17 protein-coding genes and 7 pseudogenes are annotated in these 20,910 nt (G+C 68.5%); 13 read left to right on the forward strand and 11 right to left on the reverse strand.

Annotation, left to right across the window (positions count from 1 at the left end; genetic code table 11):
• Positions 1-36: 36 nt before the first annotated feature.
• A pseudogene (locus RUTHE_RS03215) lies at positions 37-919 on the reverse strand (TIGR01459 family HAD-type hydrolase).
• Positions 916-1,839, reverse strand: coding sequence for a manganese-dependent inorganic pyrophosphatase (locus tag RUTHE_RS03220; RefSeq protein ID WP_021096833.1), 924 nt, complete (start codon positions 1,837-1,839; stop codon positions 916-918). Before RUTHE_RS03220 ends, RUTHE_RS03215 begins: the two are co-directional and overlap by 4 nt.
• Positions 1,840-2,209: 370 nt before the next feature.
• Here RUTHE_RS03220 and groES point away from each other — a divergent pair, with 370 nt between their 5' ends.
• Both groES and groL read left to right on the forward strand, forming a co-directional pair.
• On the forward strand, positions 2,210-2,527 hold the full coding sequence (gene groES, locus RUTHE_RS03225) for a co-chaperone GroES (protein WP_021096834.1): 318 nt from the start codon (positions 2,210-2,212) through the stop codon (positions 2,525-2,527).
• A 42-nt stretch (positions 2,528-2,569) separates the two neighbouring features.
• Positions 2,570-4,205, forward strand: a pseudogene (gene groL / locus RUTHE_RS03230) (chaperonin GroEL).
• Positions 4,206-4,448: 243 nt separating this feature from the next.
• Here groL and RUTHE_RS03235 read toward each other — a convergent pair.
• The 5 genes and pseudogenes from RUTHE_RS03235 to RUTHE_RS03255 form a co-directional block, all read right to left on the reverse strand.
• Complete coding sequence (locus RUTHE_RS03235; RefSeq protein ID WP_021096836.1) at positions 4,449-5,585, reverse strand: site-2 protease family protein; 1,137 nt, start codon at positions 5,583-5,585, stop codon at positions 4,449-4,451.
• Positions 5,586-5,648: 63 nt separating this feature from the next.
• A pseudogene (locus RUTHE_RS03240) lies at positions 5,649-6,093 on the reverse strand (NUDIX domain-containing protein).
• Positions 6,093-7,172: pseudogene (locus RUTHE_RS03245) on the reverse strand (5-(carboxyamino)imidazole ribonucleotide synthase). The pseudogenes RUTHE_RS03240 and RUTHE_RS03245 overlap by 1 nt, the downstream one beginning before the upstream one ends.
• Positions 7,165-7,623, reverse strand: coding sequence for a 5-(carboxyamino)imidazole ribonucleotide mutase (purE, locus tag RUTHE_RS03250; protein ID WP_040645207.1), 459 nt, complete (start codon positions 7,621-7,623; stop codon positions 7,165-7,167). Before purE ends, RUTHE_RS03245 begins: the two are co-directional and overlap by 8 nt.
• 47 nt (positions 7,624-7,670) lie before the next feature.
• The gene (locus RUTHE_RS03255) at positions 7,671-7,916 is read right to left on the reverse strand and encodes a YdcH family protein (RefSeq protein WP_021096840.1); all 246 of its coding nucleotides are present in this window, start codon (positions 7,914-7,916) and stop codon (positions 7,671-7,673) included.
• 169 nt (positions 7,917-8,085) lie between these two features.
• Between RUTHE_RS03255 and RUTHE_RS03260 the strand changes: the two genes are divergently transcribed.
• From RUTHE_RS03260 to RUTHE_RS18795, 3 genes and pseudogenes are all read left to right on the forward strand, one after another.
• Positions 8,086-8,508 (forward strand): Hsp20 family protein, encoded by a 423-nt coding sequence (locus tag RUTHE_RS03260; RefSeq protein WP_021096841.1) that lies wholly within the window; start codon positions 8,086-8,088, stop codon positions 8,506-8,508.
• Positions 8,505-8,753: a DUF1150 family protein gene (locus tag RUTHE_RS03265; protein WP_021096842.1), complete on the forward strand. Its 249-nt coding sequence runs from the start codon at positions 8,505-8,507 to the stop codon at positions 8,751-8,753. Before RUTHE_RS03260 ends, RUTHE_RS03265 begins: the two co-directional genes overlap by 4 nt.
• Positions 8,754-8,993: 240 nt before the next feature.
• Positions 8,994-9,483: pseudogene (locus RUTHE_RS18795) on the forward strand (cytochrome b/b6 domain-containing protein).
• A gap of 112 nt (positions 9,484-9,595) precedes the next feature.
• Here RUTHE_RS18795 and RUTHE_RS03275 read toward each other — a convergent pair.
• Positions 9,596-11,342 (reverse strand): annotated as a pseudogene (locus tag RUTHE_RS03275) (bifunctional sulfate adenylyltransferase/adenylylsulfate kinase).
• Between the two features lie 184 nt (positions 11,343-11,526).
• The gene (gene trxB / locus RUTHE_RS03280; RefSeq protein WP_021096845.1) at positions 11,527-12,534 is read right to left on the reverse strand and encodes a thioredoxin-disulfide reductase; all 1,008 of its coding nucleotides are present in this window, start codon (positions 12,532-12,534) and stop codon (positions 11,527-11,529) included.
• A gap of 147 nt (positions 12,535-12,681) precedes the next feature.
• On the opposite strand from trxB, the gene RUTHE_RS03285 reads away from it, so the two are divergent.
• Together RUTHE_RS03285 and RUTHE_RS03290 are read left to right on the forward strand one after the other, a co-directional pair.
• Positions 12,682-13,155, forward strand: a complete 474-nt coding sequence (locus tag RUTHE_RS03285; RefSeq protein ID WP_021096846.1) for an Lrp/AsnC family transcriptional regulator — start codon at positions 12,682-12,684, stop codon at positions 13,153-13,155.
• A gap of 40 nt (positions 13,156-13,195) precedes the next feature.
• Positions 13,196-13,528 carry a YnfA family protein gene (locus RUTHE_RS03290; RefSeq protein WP_021096847.1) on the forward strand — a complete coding sequence of 111 codons (333 nt, stop codon included), beginning with the start codon at positions 13,196-13,198 and terminating at the stop codon, positions 13,526-13,528.
• Between the two features lie 6 nt (positions 13,529-13,534).
• Here the strand turns inward: RUTHE_RS03290 and RUTHE_RS03295 are convergent, their stop codons facing one another.
• Both RUTHE_RS03295 and RUTHE_RS03300 read right to left on the reverse strand, forming a co-directional pair.
• On the reverse strand, positions 13,535-13,849 hold the full coding sequence (locus RUTHE_RS03295; RefSeq protein ID WP_021096848.1) for a MocE family 2Fe-2S type ferredoxin: 315 nt from the start codon (positions 13,847-13,849) through the stop codon (positions 13,535-13,537).
• Positions 13,850-13,965: 116 nt separating this feature from the next.
• A complete protein-coding gene (locus RUTHE_RS03300) occupies positions 13,966-14,937 on the reverse strand; it encodes a fatty acid desaturase family protein (protein WP_021096849.1) in 972 nt (323 codons plus the stop codon).
• 252 nt (positions 14,938-15,189) lie between these two features.
• Here RUTHE_RS03300 and RUTHE_RS03305 point away from each other — a divergent pair, with 252 nt between their 5' ends.
• The 6 genes and pseudogenes from RUTHE_RS03305 (at position 15,190) to RUTHE_RS03330 (ending at position 20,907) form a co-directional block, all read left to right on the forward strand.
• The gene (locus RUTHE_RS03305; RefSeq protein ID WP_021096850.1) at positions 15,190-16,221 is read left to right on the forward strand and encodes a LacI family DNA-binding transcriptional regulator; all 1,032 of its coding nucleotides are present in this window, start codon (positions 15,190-15,192) and stop codon (positions 16,219-16,221) included.
• Between the two features lie 226 nt (positions 16,222-16,447).
• Positions 16,448-17,101 (forward strand): annotated as a pseudogene (locus tag RUTHE_RS15880) (TIM barrel protein); the annotation flags it as partial.
• A 175-nt stretch (positions 17,102-17,276) separates the two neighbouring features.
• A complete protein-coding gene (locus tag RUTHE_RS03315) occupies positions 17,277-18,221 on the forward strand; it encodes a sugar ABC transporter substrate-binding protein (RefSeq protein ID WP_021096852.1) in 945 nt (314 codons plus the stop codon).
• A gap of 56 nt (positions 18,222-18,277) precedes the next feature.
• On the forward strand, positions 18,278-19,357 hold the full coding sequence (locus RUTHE_RS03320; protein ID WP_021096853.1) for an ABC transporter permease: 1,080 nt from the start codon (positions 18,278-18,280) through the stop codon (positions 19,355-19,357).
• A gap of 13 nt (positions 19,358-19,370) precedes the next feature.
• A complete protein-coding gene (locus RUTHE_RS03325; RefSeq protein WP_021096854.1) occupies positions 19,371-20,138 on the forward strand; it encodes an ATP-binding cassette domain-containing protein in 768 nt (255 codons plus the stop codon).
• Between the two features lies 1 nt (position 20,139).
• A complete protein-coding gene (locus tag RUTHE_RS03330; protein WP_021096855.1) occupies positions 20,140-20,907 on the forward strand; it encodes an SDR family oxidoreductase in 768 nt (255 codons plus the stop codon).
• The last annotated feature ends 3 nt before the right edge of the window (positions 20,908-20,910 follow it).

The following is a 20,910-nucleotide window of genomic DNA, read 5'->3' on the forward strand; positions in this document are numbered from 1 at the left end:
GTTACTCCCCCCCGACCATGCCTGCAAGCCGAGGCGTCAGCGCAGGAAACCGATGGCAAAGGTCGGAGACAGCCCCTGCGCCCCGACATAGGCCGCCAGACGCGCCGGATCCGGTTGTCCGCCGCGCGGGGTTGCCGTCTCCTGCGCGGCCAGACCGCCGGTGACGAACAGGCAGTCAAGTCCCTCGCCGATGGCACCTGCGATATCCGTGCCGATTCCGTCGCCGATGGCGAGGATCCGGTCATCGGGCGGCAGATCGCCCAAGGCGGCCAGGCGACGGCGGGCCAGATCATAGATCGGCGGGTGGGGCTTGCCGAAATACAGGCTCTCGCCGCCCATCTCCTCATAGAGCCGGGGCCAGGGCCCCGGCGCACCATTCCCGCCGCTCGCCGCGGTCCACCACGATGTCCGGGTTGGCGCAGAGCAGCTTCAGCCCGCGCTGCTTGGCCAGCAGGAACTGCGGCCGGTTCACCGCCGGATCCGCATGCGGATCGAAGGGACCGCAGCAGACGATCCCTTCAGCCTCTTCGAGGGGGACGGCCTCCACCGGGACGGGATCGGCGACGATCCGCGGGGGTTCGAGGAACACCCGGTCGCGCTCTTCGCCCATGAACCAGATCCGCCGGCCGACCGCCCCCTGATAGAGCGCGACGCGCGCGGCATCCCCGGAGGTGGCCACGGCATCCCAGGCCTCCCGTGGAACGCCCAGCCGGGCGATCTGGGCCTCGACGCTGGCGCGCGGCCGGGGCGCATTGGTGACCAGAACGACCCGTCGCCGCCCCCCCGCGCGAAAGTCACGCAGCGCTGCCACAGCGGCCGGAAAGGCCTGCAGGCCGTCATGGACACAGCCCCACAGGTCCACGAAGGCCGCATCATAGCGGTCCGCGATATCGGCAAGACGGGCGACGATCTCGGTCATGCGGCCCGGAGCGCCGGGATGATCTGCTTCTTGCGCGACATGATCCCCGGCAGGACAACCGTGTCCGAGCTGGGCGTCACCCCGAAGGAGGCCGCGCAGACCCGCCGCGTCAGCTCGTTGGGGACAAGCAGGGTCGCCTCCTCCCGCAGGATGTCCACGATGAAGAGGAGCACCTGCTGCGCGCCGTCTTCGGCCGCCACCACGGGCATCGCCGCCATCAGCTCGTCCTTGCGGGCCAGGATCGTCTGCGGCGAGGTCGTCTCCAGCACCGAGACGCGGAAATCGATGCCGTCCACGGTGTATTCCTTGGAATCCATGCGCAGCAGCTCGGCCGCGGAGAAGCGCGAGACATCCGACTTGGCGGCGAACATCTCTGCCGCATAGGAGGGGATGTCCACCCCCAGTTCCGCCGCCAGATGCTCGGCCACCTGCCGGTCGATCGGCGTCGTCGTGGGCGAGCGGAACTCGAGCGTGTCCGACAGGATGCAGGACAGGGCAAGCCCCTTGATGCCGTCGGGGGCATGGCCGCCATGTCCGCCCATCAGTTGCCACATCAGCGTCGCGGTGCAGGCGACGGGGCGGATGGTCACCTCGATCGGCCCCCTGGTCTCGAGCCCGGGGACAAGCTTGTGATGGTCGATGATCGCCCGGATATCCGCCTTGTTGATCGAGGCCGGCAGCTCGGCCGGGTTGTTGGTGTCCACGATGACCACCGGCTGGCCTTCGGTCACATCCTCGATGATGGGAGGCATCTCGAAGCCCCAGCGCTTCAGGACGAACTGGGCCTCGGTATTGGGGGTGCCCAGCAGGCGCGGCTCGGCGGCGCCGGGTTCGTGATGCGACAGGAACCAGGCCCAGATGATGGCGGAGCAGGTCGAGTCGGTGTCCGGCGACTTGTGGCCGAAGACGAGCGTGGTCATGGGCGATCCTCCGTGATCGCGCGCGTCCTAGCCCCCTGCGGCGCGCTTGTCCACGCGCCGCGCGATCCCGCCCCCGCCGCGGCGGCTCGGAAGCGGCCTTCCGGGGCTGCGAGCCATTCGCCGAAGACAGGATGGCGACGATCGCGACAGGCCTGCCGCTCCGGCGGCGGAGGGGGCCGGAGCCCCTGCAGCCAAGGCGGCATGATGAGGGGGACCTGCATGTCCGCGGCGGACCCGGCCATGGCCGGCCGGGGACGGCCCCTTGACAGTCCGGGTCGGGATCCCTAACTCGCCGCCGTTGGCACTCACCGGGTGGGAGTGCTAACAGGTCCAGAGATTCGACAAGCGAACGCTGTTCAGGAGCTTCGACATGGCCTCGTTCAAGCCGCTTCACGACCGGGTGCTGGTGCGCCGGGTGCAGAGCGAAGAGAAGACCAAGGGGGGTCTGATCATCCCCGACACCGCCAAGGAGAAGCCCGCCGAAGGTGAGGTGATCGCTGTCGGCGAGGGTGCCCGCAAGGATTCGGGCGAGCTGATCGCCCCCTCCGTCAAGCCCGGCGACCGCATCCTTTTCGGCAAGTGGTCCGGAACCGAGGTGACGCTCGATGGCGAGGAACTCCTCATCATGAAGGAGTCGGACATCCTCGGCATCATCGAGACCACGGGCGCCGCCGCCAAGGCCGCCTGATTTCCGTTCCCCTTTTCCTGACACCCTAGGAGACAGCCAAAGATGGCCGCCAAGGACGTCAAGTTCGATACCGACGCCCGTTCGCGCATGCTGCGCGGCGTCAACACGCTCGCCAATGCTGTCAAGGTGACGCTGGGCCCGAAGGGCCGCAATGTCGTCATCGACAAGTCGTTCGGCGCCCCCCCGGATCACCAAGGACGGCGTCACCGTCGCCAAGGAGATCGAGCTCGAGGACAAGTTCGAGAACATGGGCGCCCAGATGGTGCGCGAGGTGGCCTCGCGGACCAATGACGAGGCCGGTGACGGCACCACCACGGCCACCGTGCTCGCCCAGGCCATCGTCGTCGAGGGCATGAAGGCCGTCGCCGCCGGCATGAACCCGATGGACCTCAAGCGCGGCATCGACCTGGCCGTGAGCAAGGTCATCGAGCAGATCAAGGCCGCCGCCCGCCCCGTCAAGGACAGCGACGAGGTCGCGCAGGTCGGCACCATCTCGGCCAATGGCGAGAAGGAGATCGGCCGCTTCATCGCCGACGCGATGCAGAAGGTCGGCAATGAAGGCGTCATCACCGTCGAAGAGAACAAGGGGATGGCGACCGAAGTCGAAGTGGTCGAGGGGATGCAGTTCGACCGCGGCTACCTGTCGCCCTACTTCGTCACCAATGCCGAAAAGATGGTGGCGGAGCTCGAGGAGCCCCTGATCCTCATCCACGAGAAGAAGCTCTCCTCGCTCCAGCCGATGGTGCCGCTGCTCGAGGCGGTCATCCAGTCGCAGAAGCCGCTGCTCATCATCGCCGAGGATGTCGAGGGCGAGGCTCTCGCCACGCTCGTCGTCAACAAGCTGCGCGGCGGCCTGAAGGTCGCGGCCGTCAAGGCGCCCGGCTTCGGCGATCGCCGCAAGGCCATGCTGCAGGACATCGCCATCCTGACCGCCGGTCAGGTGATCAGCGAAGACCTCGGCATGAAGCTCGAGAATGTCACGCTTGACATGCTGGGCCGCGCCAAGAAGGTCGTCATCAAGAAGGATGACACCACGATCATCGACGGCGCCGGCGACAAGAAGGAGATCGAGGCCCGCGTCGCCCAGATCCGCGCCCAGATCGAGGAGACCACCTCGGACTACGACCGCGAGAAGCTGCAGGAGCGGGTCGCCAAGCTGGCGGGCGGCGTGGCCGTCATCCGCGTGGGCGGCATGACCGAAGTCGAGGTCAAGGAGCGCAAGGACCGCGTCGATGACGCGCTGAACGCCACCCGTGCCGCCGTGCAGGAAGGCATCGTGGTCGGCGGCGGCGTCGCCCTCGTCCAGGCCGCCAAGGTGCTGGCCGATGTCAAGGGCGCCAACAGCGATCAGGATGCCGGTATCCAGATCGTGCGTCGTGCCCTCGAGGCTCCGCTGCGTCAGATCGCCGAGAATGCCGGCGTCGATGGCGCCGTGGTCGCCGGCAAGGTGCGCGAATCCGACGACAAGAGCTTCGGCTTCAACGCCCAGACCGAAGAATACGGCGACATGTTCAAGTTCGGCGTGATCGACCCGGCCAAGGTCGTTCGCACCGCGCTCGAGGATGCGGCGTCGGTCGCCGGTCTGCTCATCACCACCGAGGCGATGATCGCCGACAAGCCCAAGGAAGAGAAGGCCTCGGCCCCGGCCGGCGGCATGGGCGGCATGGGCGACTTCTGAGCCCCGGGCCAGGACAGCACCGCAGGAGGGCGCCCTTCGGGGCGCCCTTTTCCTGTGTGGCATGAGGATGGCTGCGGGCATGCGGGACTCTCCGGTTGATGCGGAGGTCAGGATCGCCGCGAGGGGTTAACAAATCCCTCCACCACCGCGCGTTGCGCGGCGCCCAGGAACATCATGGCCCGTCAGGGGCTTAGCCGTTAACGCGTATTAACCTTGCGCGAATTCCCCTGCGCGGGGTGCGAATCAGCGCGGCCGAAGCGGCCCCCGGCGCCCGCCCGGGCGGCTTCCCGCCCCGCCGCCCGTATCGCCGCCCGCACGGGCGACCATCAGCAGCTCTCCCACATTCTCGGCCGTGATGTAGCCGGCCAGCCGGCCTTCGGCATCCAGGACGGCAACCGCCGGGGCCTGCGACTGTCGCAGATGGACCAGAGCCGCCGCCAGCGGCCCCCAGGCCGGCACGCCGGGCACGTCGCGGTGCATGACATCGAGGACAGGCGTCTCCATGCCCGTGCGGCTGAGGGCGGCGATGATCGCGTTGCGGGTCAGGATCCCGCGAAGACGCCCCGCCCCGTCCACCACCGGGAATTCGTGCTGGGTCGTGCGCAGCAGGCATTCGACCGCATCGCCCACGGTGGCGGCGGGGGACAGGGCCTCGAACTGGGTGATCATCGCATCCCGCACGCCCAGACGGCGGGCGATGTCGTCAAGGCTGCTCGCCTGGGCCTCGGCCGTGGCGGCGATGTAGACGAAGATGGCGATGAAGATCAGCATCGGGTTGCCGAGCAGCCCGAGAAAGCCCAGCCCAAAGGCCAGGGCCTGACCCACCCGCGCCGCGATGGCCGTCGCGCGGGCCGGCTCCATCCGCATGGCCAGCAGCGCCCGCAGCACCCGCCCCCCGTCCATCGGGAAGGCGGGAATGAGGTTGAACAGGACCAGGAACAGGTTGAGCGCCGCGATCTGGGCCAGCAGGCTTGCCCCCGGATTGTCGAGCGCATTGAGCGTGGCCGGATCGAACCGCGCCCCGAGGATGAGGAACAGGACCGCCGCGATGACGACATTGACCGCAGGCCCCGCAAGGGCGACGATGATCTCTTCGGCGGGACGCTCGGGCATCCGTTCCAGCCGGGCGATCCCGCCGATCGGCAGCAGGGTGATGTCGGGCGTCCGGATGCCATAGCGCCGCGCGGCCAGCGCATGGCCGAATTCATGGGCCAGGACGCAGGCGAAGATCGCCAGGATCAGCAGCAGCGATTCGGCCGCCGCGGCAGCGCCGCCCTGGATGTAGCGGGCCACGCCGATCCAGACGAGGAACAGCAGGAAGGTGACATGGATGCGGATCTCGCTGCCCAGCAGACGGGCGACGGGGTAGGACCAGGACATGCGCGTTCCCTCTCCGGTGGCGCCTGTGATCCTAGCGTGCCGCGCCCCGGAGGCGACGGGTTTTCACCGCAGGATCGGCTCGAGCGGATCGTAGAGGATCGCCCCCGGATCGCCCCAGGCCACGGCGGCGAGGCTGTCGGGCTTCACGCGCAGAGCGGCCATCTCCTCGCGCGTGACCCAGAGACGATGGGCGACGATCCCTTCCGGGTCGGTCCAGGGGGCGGGCGGCTCATCCCCCACAAGGGTGCAGCGGAAATAGACATCCACCTGATGGAACGCTCCGTCGGGATCGTGGAATTCGTTGATCAGGCAGGGCGCGCCGACACGGACCTGCAGCCCGGTCTCCTCGCGCAGCTCCCGTTCGAGGGCGTCGGGCAGGGACTGGTGGAGCTCGACCCCCCCCGCCAGGGGCGCACCACAGATCCGTCCGCCCCCTGTAGGCATTGACGAGGAGAAGCCGCCCCTCGCGCAGGATGACAGCGCGGACAGCCAGCCGAGGCGAAGGCATCAGTCGCTGCGCAGCAGGCGGTTGGCATGGCCCATCTTGCGGCCTGCCCGTGCCTCGGCCTTGCCGTAGAGATGGATCCGTGCCCCTTCGCGCAGCAGGGCAGGGATCCGGGCCATCCCTTCGGGGCCGATGAGATTCTCCATCTCCACATCGGCATGGCGCGTCCGTCCCCCAGCGGCAGGCCGGCGACGGCGCGGATATGCTGTTCGAACTGGTCGATGCGGCAACCCAGCTCGGTCCAGTGCCCCGAATTGTGGACGCGCGGGGCGATCTCGTTGACCAGAAGCCCCCCCCCTGTCTGCGACGAACAGCTCCACCCCCATCACGCCGACATGATCGAGCGCCTCGAGGATCCGCGCCGCGATCAGCACCGCATCGCTGCGCTGGGCCGGGGTCAGCCGCGCCGGAACCGTGGTGCGGCGGAGAATGCCGCCTTCATGGAGGTTCTCTCCGGGGTCATAGGCGGCCACCGATCCGTCAAGCCCACGTGCCGCGATGACCGAAACCTCGCGGTCGAAGGCGATATGGCCTTCGAGGATCGCCGGAACCCCGCCCAGGGCGGCCAGGGCGTCAGCCGCCTCCTCCGGCGAGGTCAGGCGGATCTGCCCCTTGCCGTCATAACCCAGCGTCCGGGTCTTGAGGATCGCGGGCGTGCCGACCGCCTCCAGCGCGGCGCGAAGCGAGGCCATGTCGTCCACGGCCGCGAAGGGCGCTGTCGCCAGGCCCAGGCCGCGCAGGAAGGTCTTCTCCTCCAGCCGATCGCGCGAGATGGCGAGCGCGCGGCGATTCGGGCGAATCGGGGCCAGCGCCTCGATGGCATCGAGCGAGGCCGGCGGAACATTCTCGAACTCGTAGGTCACGACGGCAACCGAGGCCGCAAGATCCGAGAGCGCCGCCACATCCGTCCAGGGCGCGCAGGTGAAGCGTGCGGCCGTATCGGCGGCAGGGGCCTGCGGGTCCGGGTCGTAGATGTGGACGCGATAGCCGAGCCGGGCCGCAGCCATCGCCAGCATGCGCCCGAGCTGACCCCCACCGAGGATGCCGATCCAGGCACCCGGTGCAAGCGGTGCGTCAGTCATGCGGCACCTCCGGGACCGAGGCGGAGAGCGCCTCCCTCCAGGCTGCCAGGCGCGCAGCCAGGGCCGGATCGGACAGCGCCAGGATCTGGGCCGCCATCAGCCCCGCATTGGCTGCGCCGGCCCCGCCGATCGCCATGGTCGCCACCGGAAAGCCGCGCGGCATCTGGACGATGGAATAGAGCGAATCGAGCCCGCCGAGCGCGCGCGTCTCCACCGGCACGCCGATGACGGGTAGGGGGGTCTTGGAGGCCATCATGCCGGGCAGATGCGCCGCCCCGCCCGCCCCGGCGATGATGACCTTCAGCCCGCGCCCCGCCGCCTCGCGCCCATAGGACCAGAGCCGATCCGGCGTCCGGTGAGCCGAAACGATGCGCGATTCGTGCGGAATCTCCAGATCCGAGAGGATGCGCGCGGCTTCCTTGAGGGTGGGCCAGTCGGACTGGCTTCCCATCACGATGCCGACAAGAGGGGCGGGAGCAGAGGGGGGAGCAGGGTCGTTCACGCGATGATGTCCGGCAGGAGGCGGTCCTCGATCAGGCGGATGCGGTCCTTGAGGATCAGCTTTTCCTTCTTCTTGCGGCGGATGGTGAGCATGTCGGGCAGGCCCGGCGCCGCCTCCATCGCGCGGATCGCCTCATCAAGCTCGCGATGGGCCTGACGGAGCACGGCCAGTTCCGCGCGCAGCACCTCGGCCTCGTCCATCGTGGTGCCAGGGGGGAGGCTGCTGATCCTGTTGTCGTCCATGCCGGGCTTACCTGCGGGCGCCCTCGCGCCGTAGAGGCCATCCTATCCTGCCCCTCGGCAGGGTCCAAGCCCTTGCGGGATCACGCAGGGCCTCCCATATCTGCGGCGTGGCGGGCGCCCATCTCCGGGGTCCGCTCGGACGGTCGCTTTCGTGGAAAGGACGTGTCGCATGACCAAGCTGACCCTGGGGACGCAGCCGTTCCTCCTCGGCTTCGAGCAGCTCGAACGCCTGGTGGAGCGGGCCGCGAAATCCGGCAACGACGGATACCCCCCCTACAACATCGAGCAGACCTCGGATCGGTCCTACCGGATCACGCTGGCCGTGGCCGGCTTCACCGAGGCGGATCTGTCGATCACCCTCGAGGATCGCCAGCTCACCATCCGCGGGCGACAGTCCGACGATCCGGAGGGGCGGGTGTTCCTGCACCGCGGCATCGCATCGCGCCAGTTCCAGCGGACCTTTGTGCTGGCCGAAGGCGTCGATGTGGGCGAAGCGGTGATGGAGAACGGCCTTCTCCATATCGATCTGACCCGCCACGTGCCCGAGACGGTCGTCCAGACCGTCCCCATCAAGAGGAGTGGGGTGAAGTGAACGGTCCTGCCAATACCACCGGCCGCCGCCTACCGTCCCTCAGCGATCTGTCGCCGGATATCGTCTATGTGAAACCCGTCTCCGTGGCCTCGCTGCCCGAACCCATCCGGATGCAGGCCGGCGGGCTCCAGACGATTTTCGCCGTCCATGACATCGAGGGGCATCAGCTCGCCCTTGTCGCCGACCGCAACCTGGCCTTCGTCCTGGCGCGTCAGCACGACAAGGTGCCCGTCACGGTCCACTGAGAGCCTGCCGCCGGCGCTCTGCACAGAGCGGGGAAAGGAGAACGGGCAGGACCCGGATCCTTTCCCGCCTGCCCCGGTCACGCGATCATCCCCCGATCCCGGACCATTCCCGGCCCCTGTGGCCGATGACGCCCGATCACGGTTCCGCGAGGCCATGACAGCCGCGACGGAAGCCCCCCGTCCTGTCCGTTCAAGCGCTGTTCAGGCTTTTCACGACGCCAGGGAGGCGGAAAACAGGACATGACCGGACAACGACACGGCTATTCCCCATGGCAGATTGCCCTTCACTGGGCGATCGCGGGGCTGATCCTCTTCAACTGGTTCACCGGCGAGGCTGCAGGACGCGCCCTCCGGCAGATGCGGATGGAGGGGACCGATCCCGGCACCCCCCTTCATGTCTGGATCGGCATGGCGGTGCTGATCCTGGTCCTGCTGCGGATCGCGGTCCGCTGGCGCGAGGGGGCCCCGGCCGCCGCCCGGCCGGCCCGGTTCGCCCCTGGTCCTTCTGGCAAGGGGGGGGCATCTGCTTCTCTATCTGCTGATGCTGGCGGTGCCGCTGGGCGGGGCGCTGGTCTGGTATCTGGGGGCGAACAGCCTGGGCGAACTTCACGAACTGGCCGGCAATGCGCTGTTCGTCCTGGCCCTGGCGCATGCGGCCCTGGCGCTTTTCCATCATTACGTGCTGCGTGACGGGCTCCTGGTGCGGATGATCCGGCCCCACAGCGCCTGAGCAAGGCCCGAGCGGGGCGCCCCCAATCGGGGGGAGGCCGGTGCGCAGGCAGCAGGGGGGGCGATGACGCGCCCCCCCCGAAAGGTCCGGGCAGGCCAGCCCGGGGGCAGCTTCAGCCTGTCCCGCCGATCAGGCCCATCGCCTCGAGCTTCAGCAGCACCTGATGGGCGCAGGTATCCACGTCCTGATTCTCGGTGTCGATGCGCAGCTCGGGGTTCTCCGGCACGTCATAGGGATCCGAGATGCCGGTGAATTCCTTGATCTTCCCCTCGCGCGCGAGCTTGTAGAGCCCCTTGCGGTCGCGCCTCTCGCAGGCTTCGAGCGAGGTGGCGACATGGACCTCGACGAAGGCGCCGTATTGCTCGATCATCTCGCGCACGGCACGGCGGGTGGCGGCATAGGGGGCGATCGGCGCGCAGATGGCGATGCCGCCGTTCTTGGTGATCTCGCTGGCGACAAAGCCGATGCGGCGGATGTTGATGTCGCGGTGTTCCTTGCTGAAGCCGAGTTCGGAGGAGAGGTGCTTGCGCACCACATCGCCGTCGAGCAGCGTCACCGGTCGGCCGCCGACCTCCATCAGCTTGACCATGAGCGCATTGGCGATGGTGCTCTTGCCCGATCCGGAAAGGCCCGTGAAGAACACGGTGAAGCCCTGCTGGCTGCGCGGCGGGAAGCGGCGGCGCAGCTCGGCGACGACCTCGGGGAAGGAGAACCATTCGGGGATCTCGAGCCCCTCGCGCAGGCGGCGGCGCAGTTCCGTCCCCGAGATGTCGAGGACGGTGCAGCCCTCGGGGACCTCGTCCACGGGGTAATACTGCGCCTTTTCCTGGACATAGACCATCTGCTTGAAGTCCACCATCTCGATGCCGATTTCGGCCTGATGCTGGCGCACCAGATCCTGGGCGGCATAGGGATCGTAGAAGTCCTTGCCCTGGCTGTTCTTGCCGGGGCCGGCATGGTCGCGCCCGACGATGAAATGCGTGATCCCGTGATTGCGCCGGATGATCGCATGCCAGAGCGCTTCGCGCGGGCCGGCCATGCGCATGGCGAGGTTCAGCAGCGACAGATGCGTGGTGGCCGCCGGATATTTGGGCAGGACCGCCTCATAGCAGCGCACGCGGGTGAAATGATCCACATCGCCCGGCTTGGTCATGCCGACAACGGGATGGATGAGCAGATTCGCCTGCGCCTCGCGCGCGGCGCGGAAGGTCAGCTCCTGATGCGCCCGGTGCAGCGGGTTGCGCGTCTGGAAGGCGACGATGCGCCGCCAGCCCATCTTGCGGAAGAAGGCGCGCAGTTCGTTGGGCGTGTCGCGACGCGCCTTGAAGTCGTAATGGACGGGCGGTTGCAGGCCCGTGACCGCCCCGCCCAGATAGACCGGACCGGCCACATGATGCAGATAGTGCACCCCCCGGATGGGCCGGGTCGTCGGCACCGAAGACGCCCACCGCCTCGCGGTGCTTGTCGGGGGTCCATTTGTCGGTGACCGAGAGGATGGCAAGGATCACCCCCTCCTGATCGCGCAGGGCGATGTCCTGGCCGGGTTCGATCCGGGCCGCGAAGGATTCCGACACATCGAGGGTGACGGGAATCGGCCACAGCGTGCCGTCCGCCAGCCGCATCCTCTCCACCACCGAGTCGTAGTCGGCCTGTCCGAGAAATCCCTTGAGCGGGTAGAAGCCGCCATTCATCAGCAGCTCGAGGTCGCAGATCTGGCGCGGCGTCATGTCCCAGGACGGCAGCGCGGCGGCCTCATGCTTCAGCTTCTGCGCGGAGTCCCAGGAGACATAGAGCTCCGGGATGGGGGCCAGATTGGGCAGGAAGGACTGCGGGGTCCGGTCGGCAGGGGAATCGGGCATCTCGAATGGCCTTGACGATAAGGGAGTGCCGGCGGCACGGGGCCGGAACGCGGTCCCCCCTAGAGATGTCACAGGGCGCTGACAAGGCGGGGCATGACGCGCCGGCATCCTGTTGCCGCAGGGCAGCGACGATCCGGTTCGCCGCAGGACATGGGGGGCGGGGGATGACCGTCGGGCAGGGCGATCAGGGCTCCGCAGGGAGCGGCGCCGGAGCCGCTCCCTGCGAGGGCGCCTCTCCCATGGCCGGCTGCAGCTGTGCGGCCAGCCAGCGTTCGGCATCGAGCGCCGCCATGCAGCCCATCCCCGCCGAGGTGACGGCCTGGCGATAGACGTGATCCGTCAGATCGCCGGCGGCGAAGACACCGGGGATCGAGGTGCGGGTGCTGCCCGGCTCCACCTTCACATAGCCACCGTGATGCAGCTCGAGCTGGCCGGCGACCAGTTCCGAGGCCGGGGCATGGCCGATGGCGACGAACACCCCCTGCACGGGCAGATCCCGGCTCTCTCCGGTGATCACGTTGCGGATGCGAAGACCTTCCACGCCGCCTTCGCCCAGCACCTCGTCCACCACATGGTTCCAGACCGTCTCGATCTTCGGGTGGCGGAACAGGCGCTCCTGCAGGATCTTCTCGGCCCGCAGGCTGTCGCGGCGGTGGATCAGCGTGACCTTCGTGGCGAAATTCGTCAGGAACAGGGCCTCTTCCACGGCGGTGTTGCCGCCGCCGATGACGGCGACCTCCTTGCCGCGGAAGAAGAAGCCGTCGCAGGTCGCGCAGGCCGAGACGCCGAACCCCCTCAGCCGCTGCTCGGACGGCAGGCCGAGCCAGCGCGCCCGCGCCCCCGTCGCCAGGATCACGGCATCGGCCCGGATTCTCAGGCCGCTGTCCGTTTCGGCCAGGAAGGGGCGCTGCGACAGGTCGAGCCGGGTCACGATGTCGGTGAGGATCTCCGCCCCCATCTCGCGGGCATGGGCCTCCATCCGCGCCATCAGATCGGGCCCCTGCACCGAGATGTCGCCGGGCCAGTTCTCCACCTCGGTCGTGGTGGTGAGCTGGCCGCCCGGTTCCATCCCCTGGATCAGCAGGGGGGACAGCATGGCCCGCGCGGCATAGACGGCGGCGGTATACCCGGCCGGACCGGAGCCGACGATCAGCAGGCGGACATGGCGGGGATCGGGGCGCGGATCGGACATGGGGATCTCCGTGAGATGCACCGGTAGAGATAGCGTGCAGGACGACGGCCTTGAACCCCTGCGCCGCGCAGGGCGGGTTTGCGCAAGATCATTGCCGAAGGGCGGGACGCGGTCTAGGCTTCGCCCCGCATGAAGGGAGGGGGCGGAATGCCCGGCAGGCGGATCGACGCGACGGACAGGCGCATCCTGGCCGAGCTTCAGGCGCAAGGCGACCTGCCCAATGCCGAGCTGGCACGGCGTGTGGGGCTGTCGCCCGCGCCCTGCCTGCGGCGCGTGCGCGCGCTCGAACAGGCCGGCTATCTGCGCGGCTGCCATGCGGTGCTGGATCCCGAGCGGCTCGGCTATGGGGTGCAGGTCTTTGCCCAGGTGCGGCTGATCTCGCAGGCCGAGGCGGATCTGCGCGCCTTCGAGGCGCGGGCCGCAGGCTGGCCCATGGTGCGCGAATGCCACATGCTCAACGGCGAGACGGATTTCCTGCTGCGCTGCGTGGCCCCCGATCTGCCGAGCTTCCAGCGCTTCCTGACCGAATCGCTCACCCCTGCGCCGAATGTGGCCAGCGTGCGCACCAGTCTTGTGATCCGTTCGGCCAAGGTCGAACCGCTGGTGCCGATCGAGGCGTAGATACTGCCAAGGCCGCCCTGCAGCGGGGAAGGAGAGGATCATGACCACACCGGCATCGCTGACGGTCTTCGCTCTGGCCGCGTTCCTCGAGATTGCGGGCTGCTTCGCCGTCTGGGCCTGGTGGCGGCTGGGCGCGTCGGCGCTGTGGCTGCTGCCGGGCGGGCTGGCGCTCGGGGGGTTTGCCTGGCTGCTGGCGCAGGCCGGCGCGGATTTCGCCGGGCGGGCCTATGCGGCCTATGGCGGCATCTACATCGCCGCCTCGCTGATCTGGCTCTGGGCGGCAGAGGGGCAGAGGCCCGACGGCTGGGATCTCGGCGGGTCGGTCCTCTGCGTGGCCGGGGCGGCGGCGATCCTTCTTGCGCCGCGCGGCTGAAGGGTCTCAGCCGAGCTGGACGAGCACCCGTCCGCCCTCCACCTTTGCGGGATAGGTGCGCAGGGCGACACAGACGGGCGCGCGCAGCGGCTCTCCCGTGCGGTAGTCGAAGCGGCCGTTGTGCTTGGGGCATTCGATGACATGATCCATCACCAGACCCCCGGCCAGATGGACATTCTCATGCGTGCACAGCCCGTCCGTGCAGTAGAAGGCGCCGCCGGGGGCATGATAGATGGCATAGGTCCGCCCCCCGTGATCCCAGCGCATCACATCCTCCTCGTCGATCTCGTCGGTGCTGCAGGCGTCGATCCATTCGGCCATGCGGTCTCCTCCTTCGGGTTGCTGGATCCGGTCTGACAGGGGCAGGGCGGCGCGGGACGGCCTTCGGCGGATCTGTCGGGGGATCTGTGGGTGGGCTGTCCCGGCCGGCCCTGCGGTCACTCGGCGGCGGTGCCGAGCGCGGCGGCGTGGAAATCCTCGCGATAGGGCCGCGCGGTGGGCGGCAGGGCGCGCCTGAGAAAGACATCCTCGCCCCGCAGCTGCCGGCGCAGGATCGGGATCATCTCCCGATAGCCGGCCAGGATCGAGGGGCTGGGCGCGGGCAGGTCATGCTTGATCAGGGCATGAAGCCGCGGCAGCGCGTGATAGGGCACCATGGGGAACATGTGGTGCTCCACGTGATAGTTCATGTTCCAGTAGATGAAGCGGCTGATCGGGTTCATCAGCACCGTGCGGCTGTTGAGCCGGTGGTCGAGCACGTCATCGGCCAGGCCCCCATGCTGGAGCAGACCCGTCAGGATGTGATGCCAGGCGCCATAGAGCCGCGGCCCGCCGATGAGCAGCAGCGGCAGGACCGATCCCGTCGCCAGCGCGAGCGCGATCGTGGCGGCGTAGATTGCCGTCCAGATGCGGGCGGTGCGGACGACCTTCGGCCATTCGCTCTCGGGGACATAGGTCTTCTCCTCGGCATCGAGCCGCCCGGCGGCATGGCGCAGCATCGCGCCCCAGCCCGTCCAGGCATCCGCCAGGCCGAAGACGTTCAGGATCAGCCGGAGAAGGGCCGGCGGGCGCATGACCGCGATCTCCGGATCGCGGCCGACGATGATGGTGTCGGTGTGGTGTCGGGCATGGCTCCAGCGCCAGATATGCGGGTTGCGCACGATCATGAACGAGGCGAGGTGATAGACCGCGTCGTTCATCCAGCCGGTGCGGAAGGCGGTGCCATGGCCGCATTCGTGCCAGCGCGAATCCGAGGCCGATCCGTAGAGCACCCCGTAGACGAGGAAGAAGGGCACCGACCACCACGGATGCCCCGCCAGCCACAGCCAGGAGGCCGCGCCCCCGAAGGCCAGCATCGCGCCCAGCCAGATCAGCGTGTCGCGGATCGCCGGTCCGTCGCGGCGTTGCATCAGCTCCTTCATGGTCTTGCGCGGCACCTCGCTGTGTTACCATTCGGCGGCAGCCAGGCCTGTCTCGACCGCCCGCCGGGCATCGGGCCCGAGCAGGCTGTAATCCCTCTGTCTCATCCCGGTCCTCCCTCAGGCATGATGAGCCCTTGTACCCCCCCGGAGACCTGTGCCCCAATCCTCCTGCTGGACTTTTCCTCAGGAATCGTCAGGAATGATGTCATGATATGACGATATTCCATCAGGAGGATGCCGATGGCCCGCCGCCCGACGATCCGCGATGTCGCTGCTGCCGCCGGTCTCAGCCAGGCGACGGTGGACCGCGTGCTCAACGGCCGCGAGCGCGTGCGCGAGGAGACGGCCCGGCGGGTCTACGAGGCGGCGCGGCGGATCGGCTATCACGCGGCGCCGCTGATCGCGCAGCGCCTCCAGGCCGATCTGCCCGAGCTGCGCCTCGGCGTCGTGCTGCACAAGGAAAAGCAGGCCTTCTACCAGAACTTCGCCGCCGAGCTGGAGGCGGCGGCACGGCGCGCCACCGGGCTGCGGGCGCGCGTGACGGTCGAGTTCTCGCCCTCGCAGGCGCCGGGCGACTTCATCACGCTGATGCGCGGTTTTCGCGGCCGGGCCGATGTCGTCGCCGCCACCGCAGTGTCCCATCCGGATGTGACGGATGCGGTGGACGAGCTGAAGTCCCAAGGGGTTCCGGTCTTTGCCCTGCTCAACGACTTTGCCGCCGGGGTGCGGCAGAACTATATCGGGCTGAACAACATCAAGGTCGGGCGCATCGCCGCCTCGGGCATCGCCATGGCCGCGCACCGGCCCGGCAAGGTCGCCGTCTTCGTGGGGGGCTACCGCTGGCACGGCCACGAGTTGCGCGAGACGGGATTCCGCAGCTATTTCCGTGAATTCGCGCCGGGTTTTCAGGTTCTGGACACGCTGGTCAATCTCGAGACGCGGCAGCTCACCTACGAGGCGACGCTCGACCTTCTGGAGCGTCATCCGGATCTGCGCGGCATCTATTGCGCCGGCGGCGGCATGGAGGGGGCCATCGCCGCCCTGCGCGAGGTCCGCCAGCCCGGCGAAGTGCATCTGATCGTCAACGAGGTCACCCCCGAAAGCCGCGCTGCGCTGCTCGACCGCTATGTGACGATGGTCATCTCCACCCCGCTGCCGCAGCTCTGCGACGATCTCATCCGCCTTGCCGCCGAGGCCATGCGGAGCGGCCCCTCGCCCGTCGCAGGGCAGCATTTCCTCCGCCCCGAGCTGGTGCTGCCGGAATCGGTCTGATGGAATTTCGTCACAATGATGACGGGTATTTCGTCATGAATGCGGCAAATCCCGCGCCGGACGGTTGACGGATCAGACCTCGCGGCGGCACCACCGTAGCCGCCGGAGCCTCTGCGGACCGGCCGGGAGGAACGGGGAGGAATCACGATGCGCTTCGCCCTCAACCACATGACTGTCCGCCCGGCTGTCCTGCGGCGCGCTGCTCGATCTGGCGGCCCGCCTGGGCATGACGGGGGTGGAGCTGCGGAACGACCTGCCGGGGCCGCTCTTCGACGGCCTGTCCCCCGAGGCCGCCGGAGAAAAGATCCGCGAACGCGGTCTGCGCCTTCTGGCCCTGGCCGAGGTCAAGCGCTTCAACGACTGGTCGCCCGGGCGCGAGGCCGAGGCCCTGGCCCTCATGCGGATCGCCCGCGCCGCGGGGGCCGAGGGCGTCTCGCTCATCCCCCGCAATGACGGCGGCGGAATGGGCAATGGCGAAAGGCAGGCCAGTCTGCGTCTGGCGCTGCGGGCGCTGCGGCCGATGCTGGAGGATCACGGCCTGATCGGCTTCATCGAGCCGCTCGGCTTCGAGAGCTGCCCGCTGCGCCTCAAGGCGGAGGCGGTCGAGGCGATCGAAGCCCTGGATGCCGCGGGGCGCTTCCGCCTCGTGCATGACACCTTCCATCATCACCTGGCCGGCGGCGGGCCGATCTTCCCCGACCATACCGGCATCATCCATGTCTCGGGCGTCACCGATCCGGCCCCCTCGGCCCGCGAGATGGAGGACCGCCATCGCGGCCTCGTGGAGCCGGGGGACCGGCTGGGCAATCTCGATCAGCTGCGCGCCTTCGCGGCAGCCGGCTGGGACGGCCCGGTGAGCTTCGAGGCCTTCTCCCCCGAGACGCGTGCGGCCGTCGATCCCGAAGGGGATCTGCGCCGCTCGATGGAGTTCATCCGCAACGGCCTGGGCCCGCCGAGGCGGCCTGAGGCGGAATCGCAACGGGGTCCCCGGCAGGGGGCCTTCCGGCCACGGACGACAGCGCGGCGCGCCGGACGCCGCATCCTGGGAGGACCTGATGAAGAAGACGCTGATGCTCGCCGGATTTGCCGGTCTGCTCTCCACCAGCGCGATGGCACAGACCGTCGGCGTGTCGATGGCGCTGTTCGACGACAACTTCCTGACCGTGCTGCGCAACGGGCTCGAGGCCTATGCCAGCACGCTCGACGGCGTGGACGTGCAGATCGAGGACGCGCAGAACGACGTGGCGCGCCAGCTCGACCAGATCAACAACTTCATCGCCTCGGGCGTGGACGCCATCATCGTCAACCCGGTCGATACCTCGGCCACGCAGGCGATGTCGGATGCGGCCGCGGCCGCGGGCGTGCCGCTCGTCTATGTCAACCGCGAGCCGATCAACGTGGACAGCCTTCCGGACAACCAGGCCTTCGTCGCCTCGGACGAACGGGAATCCGGCACGCTCCAGACGCTCGAGGTCTGCCGCCTGCTGGCCGAACAGGGCAAGACCGAGGCGAACATCTACATCATCATGGGCGAGCTGTCGAACCAGGCCGCCGTGCAGCGCACGCAGGACATCTTCGACGTGATGGAATCGGGTGATTGCGGCGTGACGCTCAATGTCATCGACCGCCAGACCTCCAACTGGCGGCGGGACGAGGCGCAGAACCTCATGACCAACTGGCTTTCGACGGGCACGCCCTTCGATGCCGTGATCGCCAACAACGACGAATCCGCCATCGGCGCCATCCAGGCGATGAAGGCCGCGGGCATCGACATGGCCGATGTCGTCGTCGCCGGCATCGACGCCACGCAGGATGCGCTCCAGGCGATGGAGGCGGGCGATCTCGACGTGACGGTGTTCCAGGATGCGGCCGGTCAGGGCTCGGGCGCGCTGGATGCGGCTCTGGCGCTCGCCCGCGGGGAAGCCGTGGAGCAGAAGGTCTACATCCCCTTCCAGCTCGTCACCCCCGCCAACATGGCCGACTTCATGCAGCGCAACTGATCGCCGGACGGGGCCGGGCCCGGAGCCCGGCCCCGCAGCCCGAGGGAGGAATGCCCATGACGGAGACCCGAACGGCCTATGGGATAGGGGGTCTGACCTACGACCCCCGCAAGCGGCATCTGCCGCAGGAGGTCAATGTCTTCATCGCGCTGGTGCTGATCGTCGCGGCCTTCGAGCTGCTGGGCCGGGTGCTCTACGGCGACAGCTTCCTGTTCAACACGCGGCCCAATGTGGATGCGGTGTTCAACTGGGCGCGGCTCAACATCATCATCCTGCAGGTCTCCATCGTCGGCATCATCGCCCTGGGCGTGACGCAGGTCATCATCAGCGGGGGCATCGACCTCTCCTCGGGGTCGGTGGTGGGGGCGACCGCCATCATCACCATGAGCTTTGCCCAGACCGCGCTCGTGAACGGCAACCCCAACCCCAAGGCCGTGTTCGGCGATCTCTTCCTTGACATGCCGGTGATCGTGCCGCTGCTGGTGGCGCTGGCCTGCGGGCTGACGGCGGGGCTGATCAACGGCCTGCTGATCGCCTATACGCGCATTCCCCCCTTCATCGCCACGCTGGGCATGATGGTGACGGCGCGCGGCGTCGCCCGCTGGTGGTTCAAGGGCGAGCCGATCTCCTTTCCGACCGAATCCTACGCCGCCATCGGCAAGGGCATGATGCCCGTGGCGATCTTCCTGGTGCTGGCGGTGCTGTTCCACCTGATCCTGCGCTACACGCTTTACGGCAAGCGCTGCTATGCGATCGGCTCGAACGAGGAAGCCGCGCGCATGTCCGGCATCAATGTCGAGCGGCACAAGGTGCTGGTCTACACCATCGCCGGGGTGCTGGCCGCCGTCGCCGCCGTGGTCCTGTCCTCCAAGAACCTGACTGCCCAGGCCGGCATGGGCATGATGTACGAACTCGACGCCATCGCCATGACCGTCATCGGCGGCGTGTCGCTGGCAGGGGGGCGCGGGTCCATCGTCGGGACCGTGCTCGGCGCGCTGATCTTCGGCGTCATCATCTCTGGCTTCACCTTCCTGAAGCTCGACGCCTACTATCAGGAGATGGTCAAGGGCGCGATCATCGTCGGCGCCGTCGTGCTCGACCAGTGGCGCCAGCGGCGGCGTCAGGCCCGCGGCTAAGGGGAGGACCGCCATGTCCGACATCGTTCTTCAGACCCGCGGACTGACCAAGCATTACGGCGGGGTGCATGCCCTCGTGGACGCCGATTTCGTCCTGCGCCGCGGCGAACATGTCGCCATCATGGGCGACAACGGCGCCGGCAAGAGCACCTTCGTCCGCCAGATCACGGGGGTGGAGCGGCCCACCGCAGGATCCATCTGGTTCGACGGGCGCGAGGTGCAGTTCAACGGCCCGCTCGAGGCGCGCGAGGCGGGGATCGAATGCGTCTTCCAGAACCTCGCGCTGTGCGACGATCTCGACGTGCCCTCCAACCTCTTCCTCGGGCGCGAGAAGGTTCTGTTCAATCTCGGCCCCTTCTCGATCCTCGACCGCAAGGGGATGCGCGCCGCGACCGAGGCCGCCCTCCAGCGCACGGCCGTGAAGATCCCGAACCTTGCCAACACGATCCGCAACATGTCGGGCGGCCAGCGCCAATGCGTCGCCATCGCCCGTGCCGCCACCTTCGCGAGCAAGCTGATCATCATGGACGAACCGACGGCCGCCCTCGGCGTGCAGGAGACGGCCCAGGTGGAGAACATCATCCGTCATCTGAAGGCGCAGGGCGAACCGCTGATCCTCGTCTCGCACAACATGCGGCAGGTCTTCGATCTGGTGGACCGGATCGTGGTCTTCCGCCGGGGCCGCATCGTCGCCAATCTCCGCAAGGAGGAGACCGACGGACAGGACGTCGTCGCCTATATCACGGGCGCCAAGACCCAGGCCCTCGAGGACGCGGCCTGACATGGGGCTTCATGAGGATACAGTCGCCGTCGTCACCGGCGGCAGCCAGGGCCTTGGCCTTGCGATCGCCGAGGAACTCCGGCGCGAGGGGTGCACCCGGCTGCTGATCGCCGGGCGTGACCGGACAAAGGGCGAGGCGGCGGCGCGCGCGCTGGGTGCCGTCTTCGCGCGGGCCGACATGGGCGATCCCGCCCAGGCGGCGGGGCTGATCGACGAGGCGGCGCGGCGCTGGGGCCGCGTCACCGCACTGGTGAATGCCGCGGCGGTGACGGACCGGGCCTCGATCCTCGACTGTTCGCCCGCCGAATGGGACCGCCAGATGGCGATCAATGCCCGCGGCCCCTTCTTCGCGCTCCAGCGCCTGGCTCAGCGGGCGGTGGAGGCCGGGCACCCGGCCGCCTGCGTCAACATCCTCAGCATGGCCGCCCATTGCGGGCAGAGCTTCCTGGCCCCCTATTCGGCGTCCAAGGCCGCGCTGGCCAATGTGACGAAGAACGCCGCCAACGCCCTGGCCCGCCACCGCATCCGCGTCAACGGGATCAACTGCGGCTGGATGGACACGCCGGGCGAGGACGCGATCCAGCGCAGATGGCACGGCGCGGACGACGACTGGCTGGCCCGGGCCGAGGCCGCGGCGCCCATGGGGATGCTGGTCAAGCCCGTGCATGTCGCGGGGCTGGTCAGCTACCTTCTCTCCGACCGCTCCGGCGTGATGACCGGCGCGCTCATCGATTTCGACCAGACCGTGACCGGGGCCAGCCCGGAATGAGGA

Source organism: Rubellimicrobium thermophilum DSM 16684 (assembly GCF_000442315.1).
Classification (GTDB): domain Bacteria; phylum Pseudomonadota; class Alphaproteobacteria; order Rhodobacterales; family Rhodobacteraceae; genus Rubellimicrobium; species Rubellimicrobium thermophilum.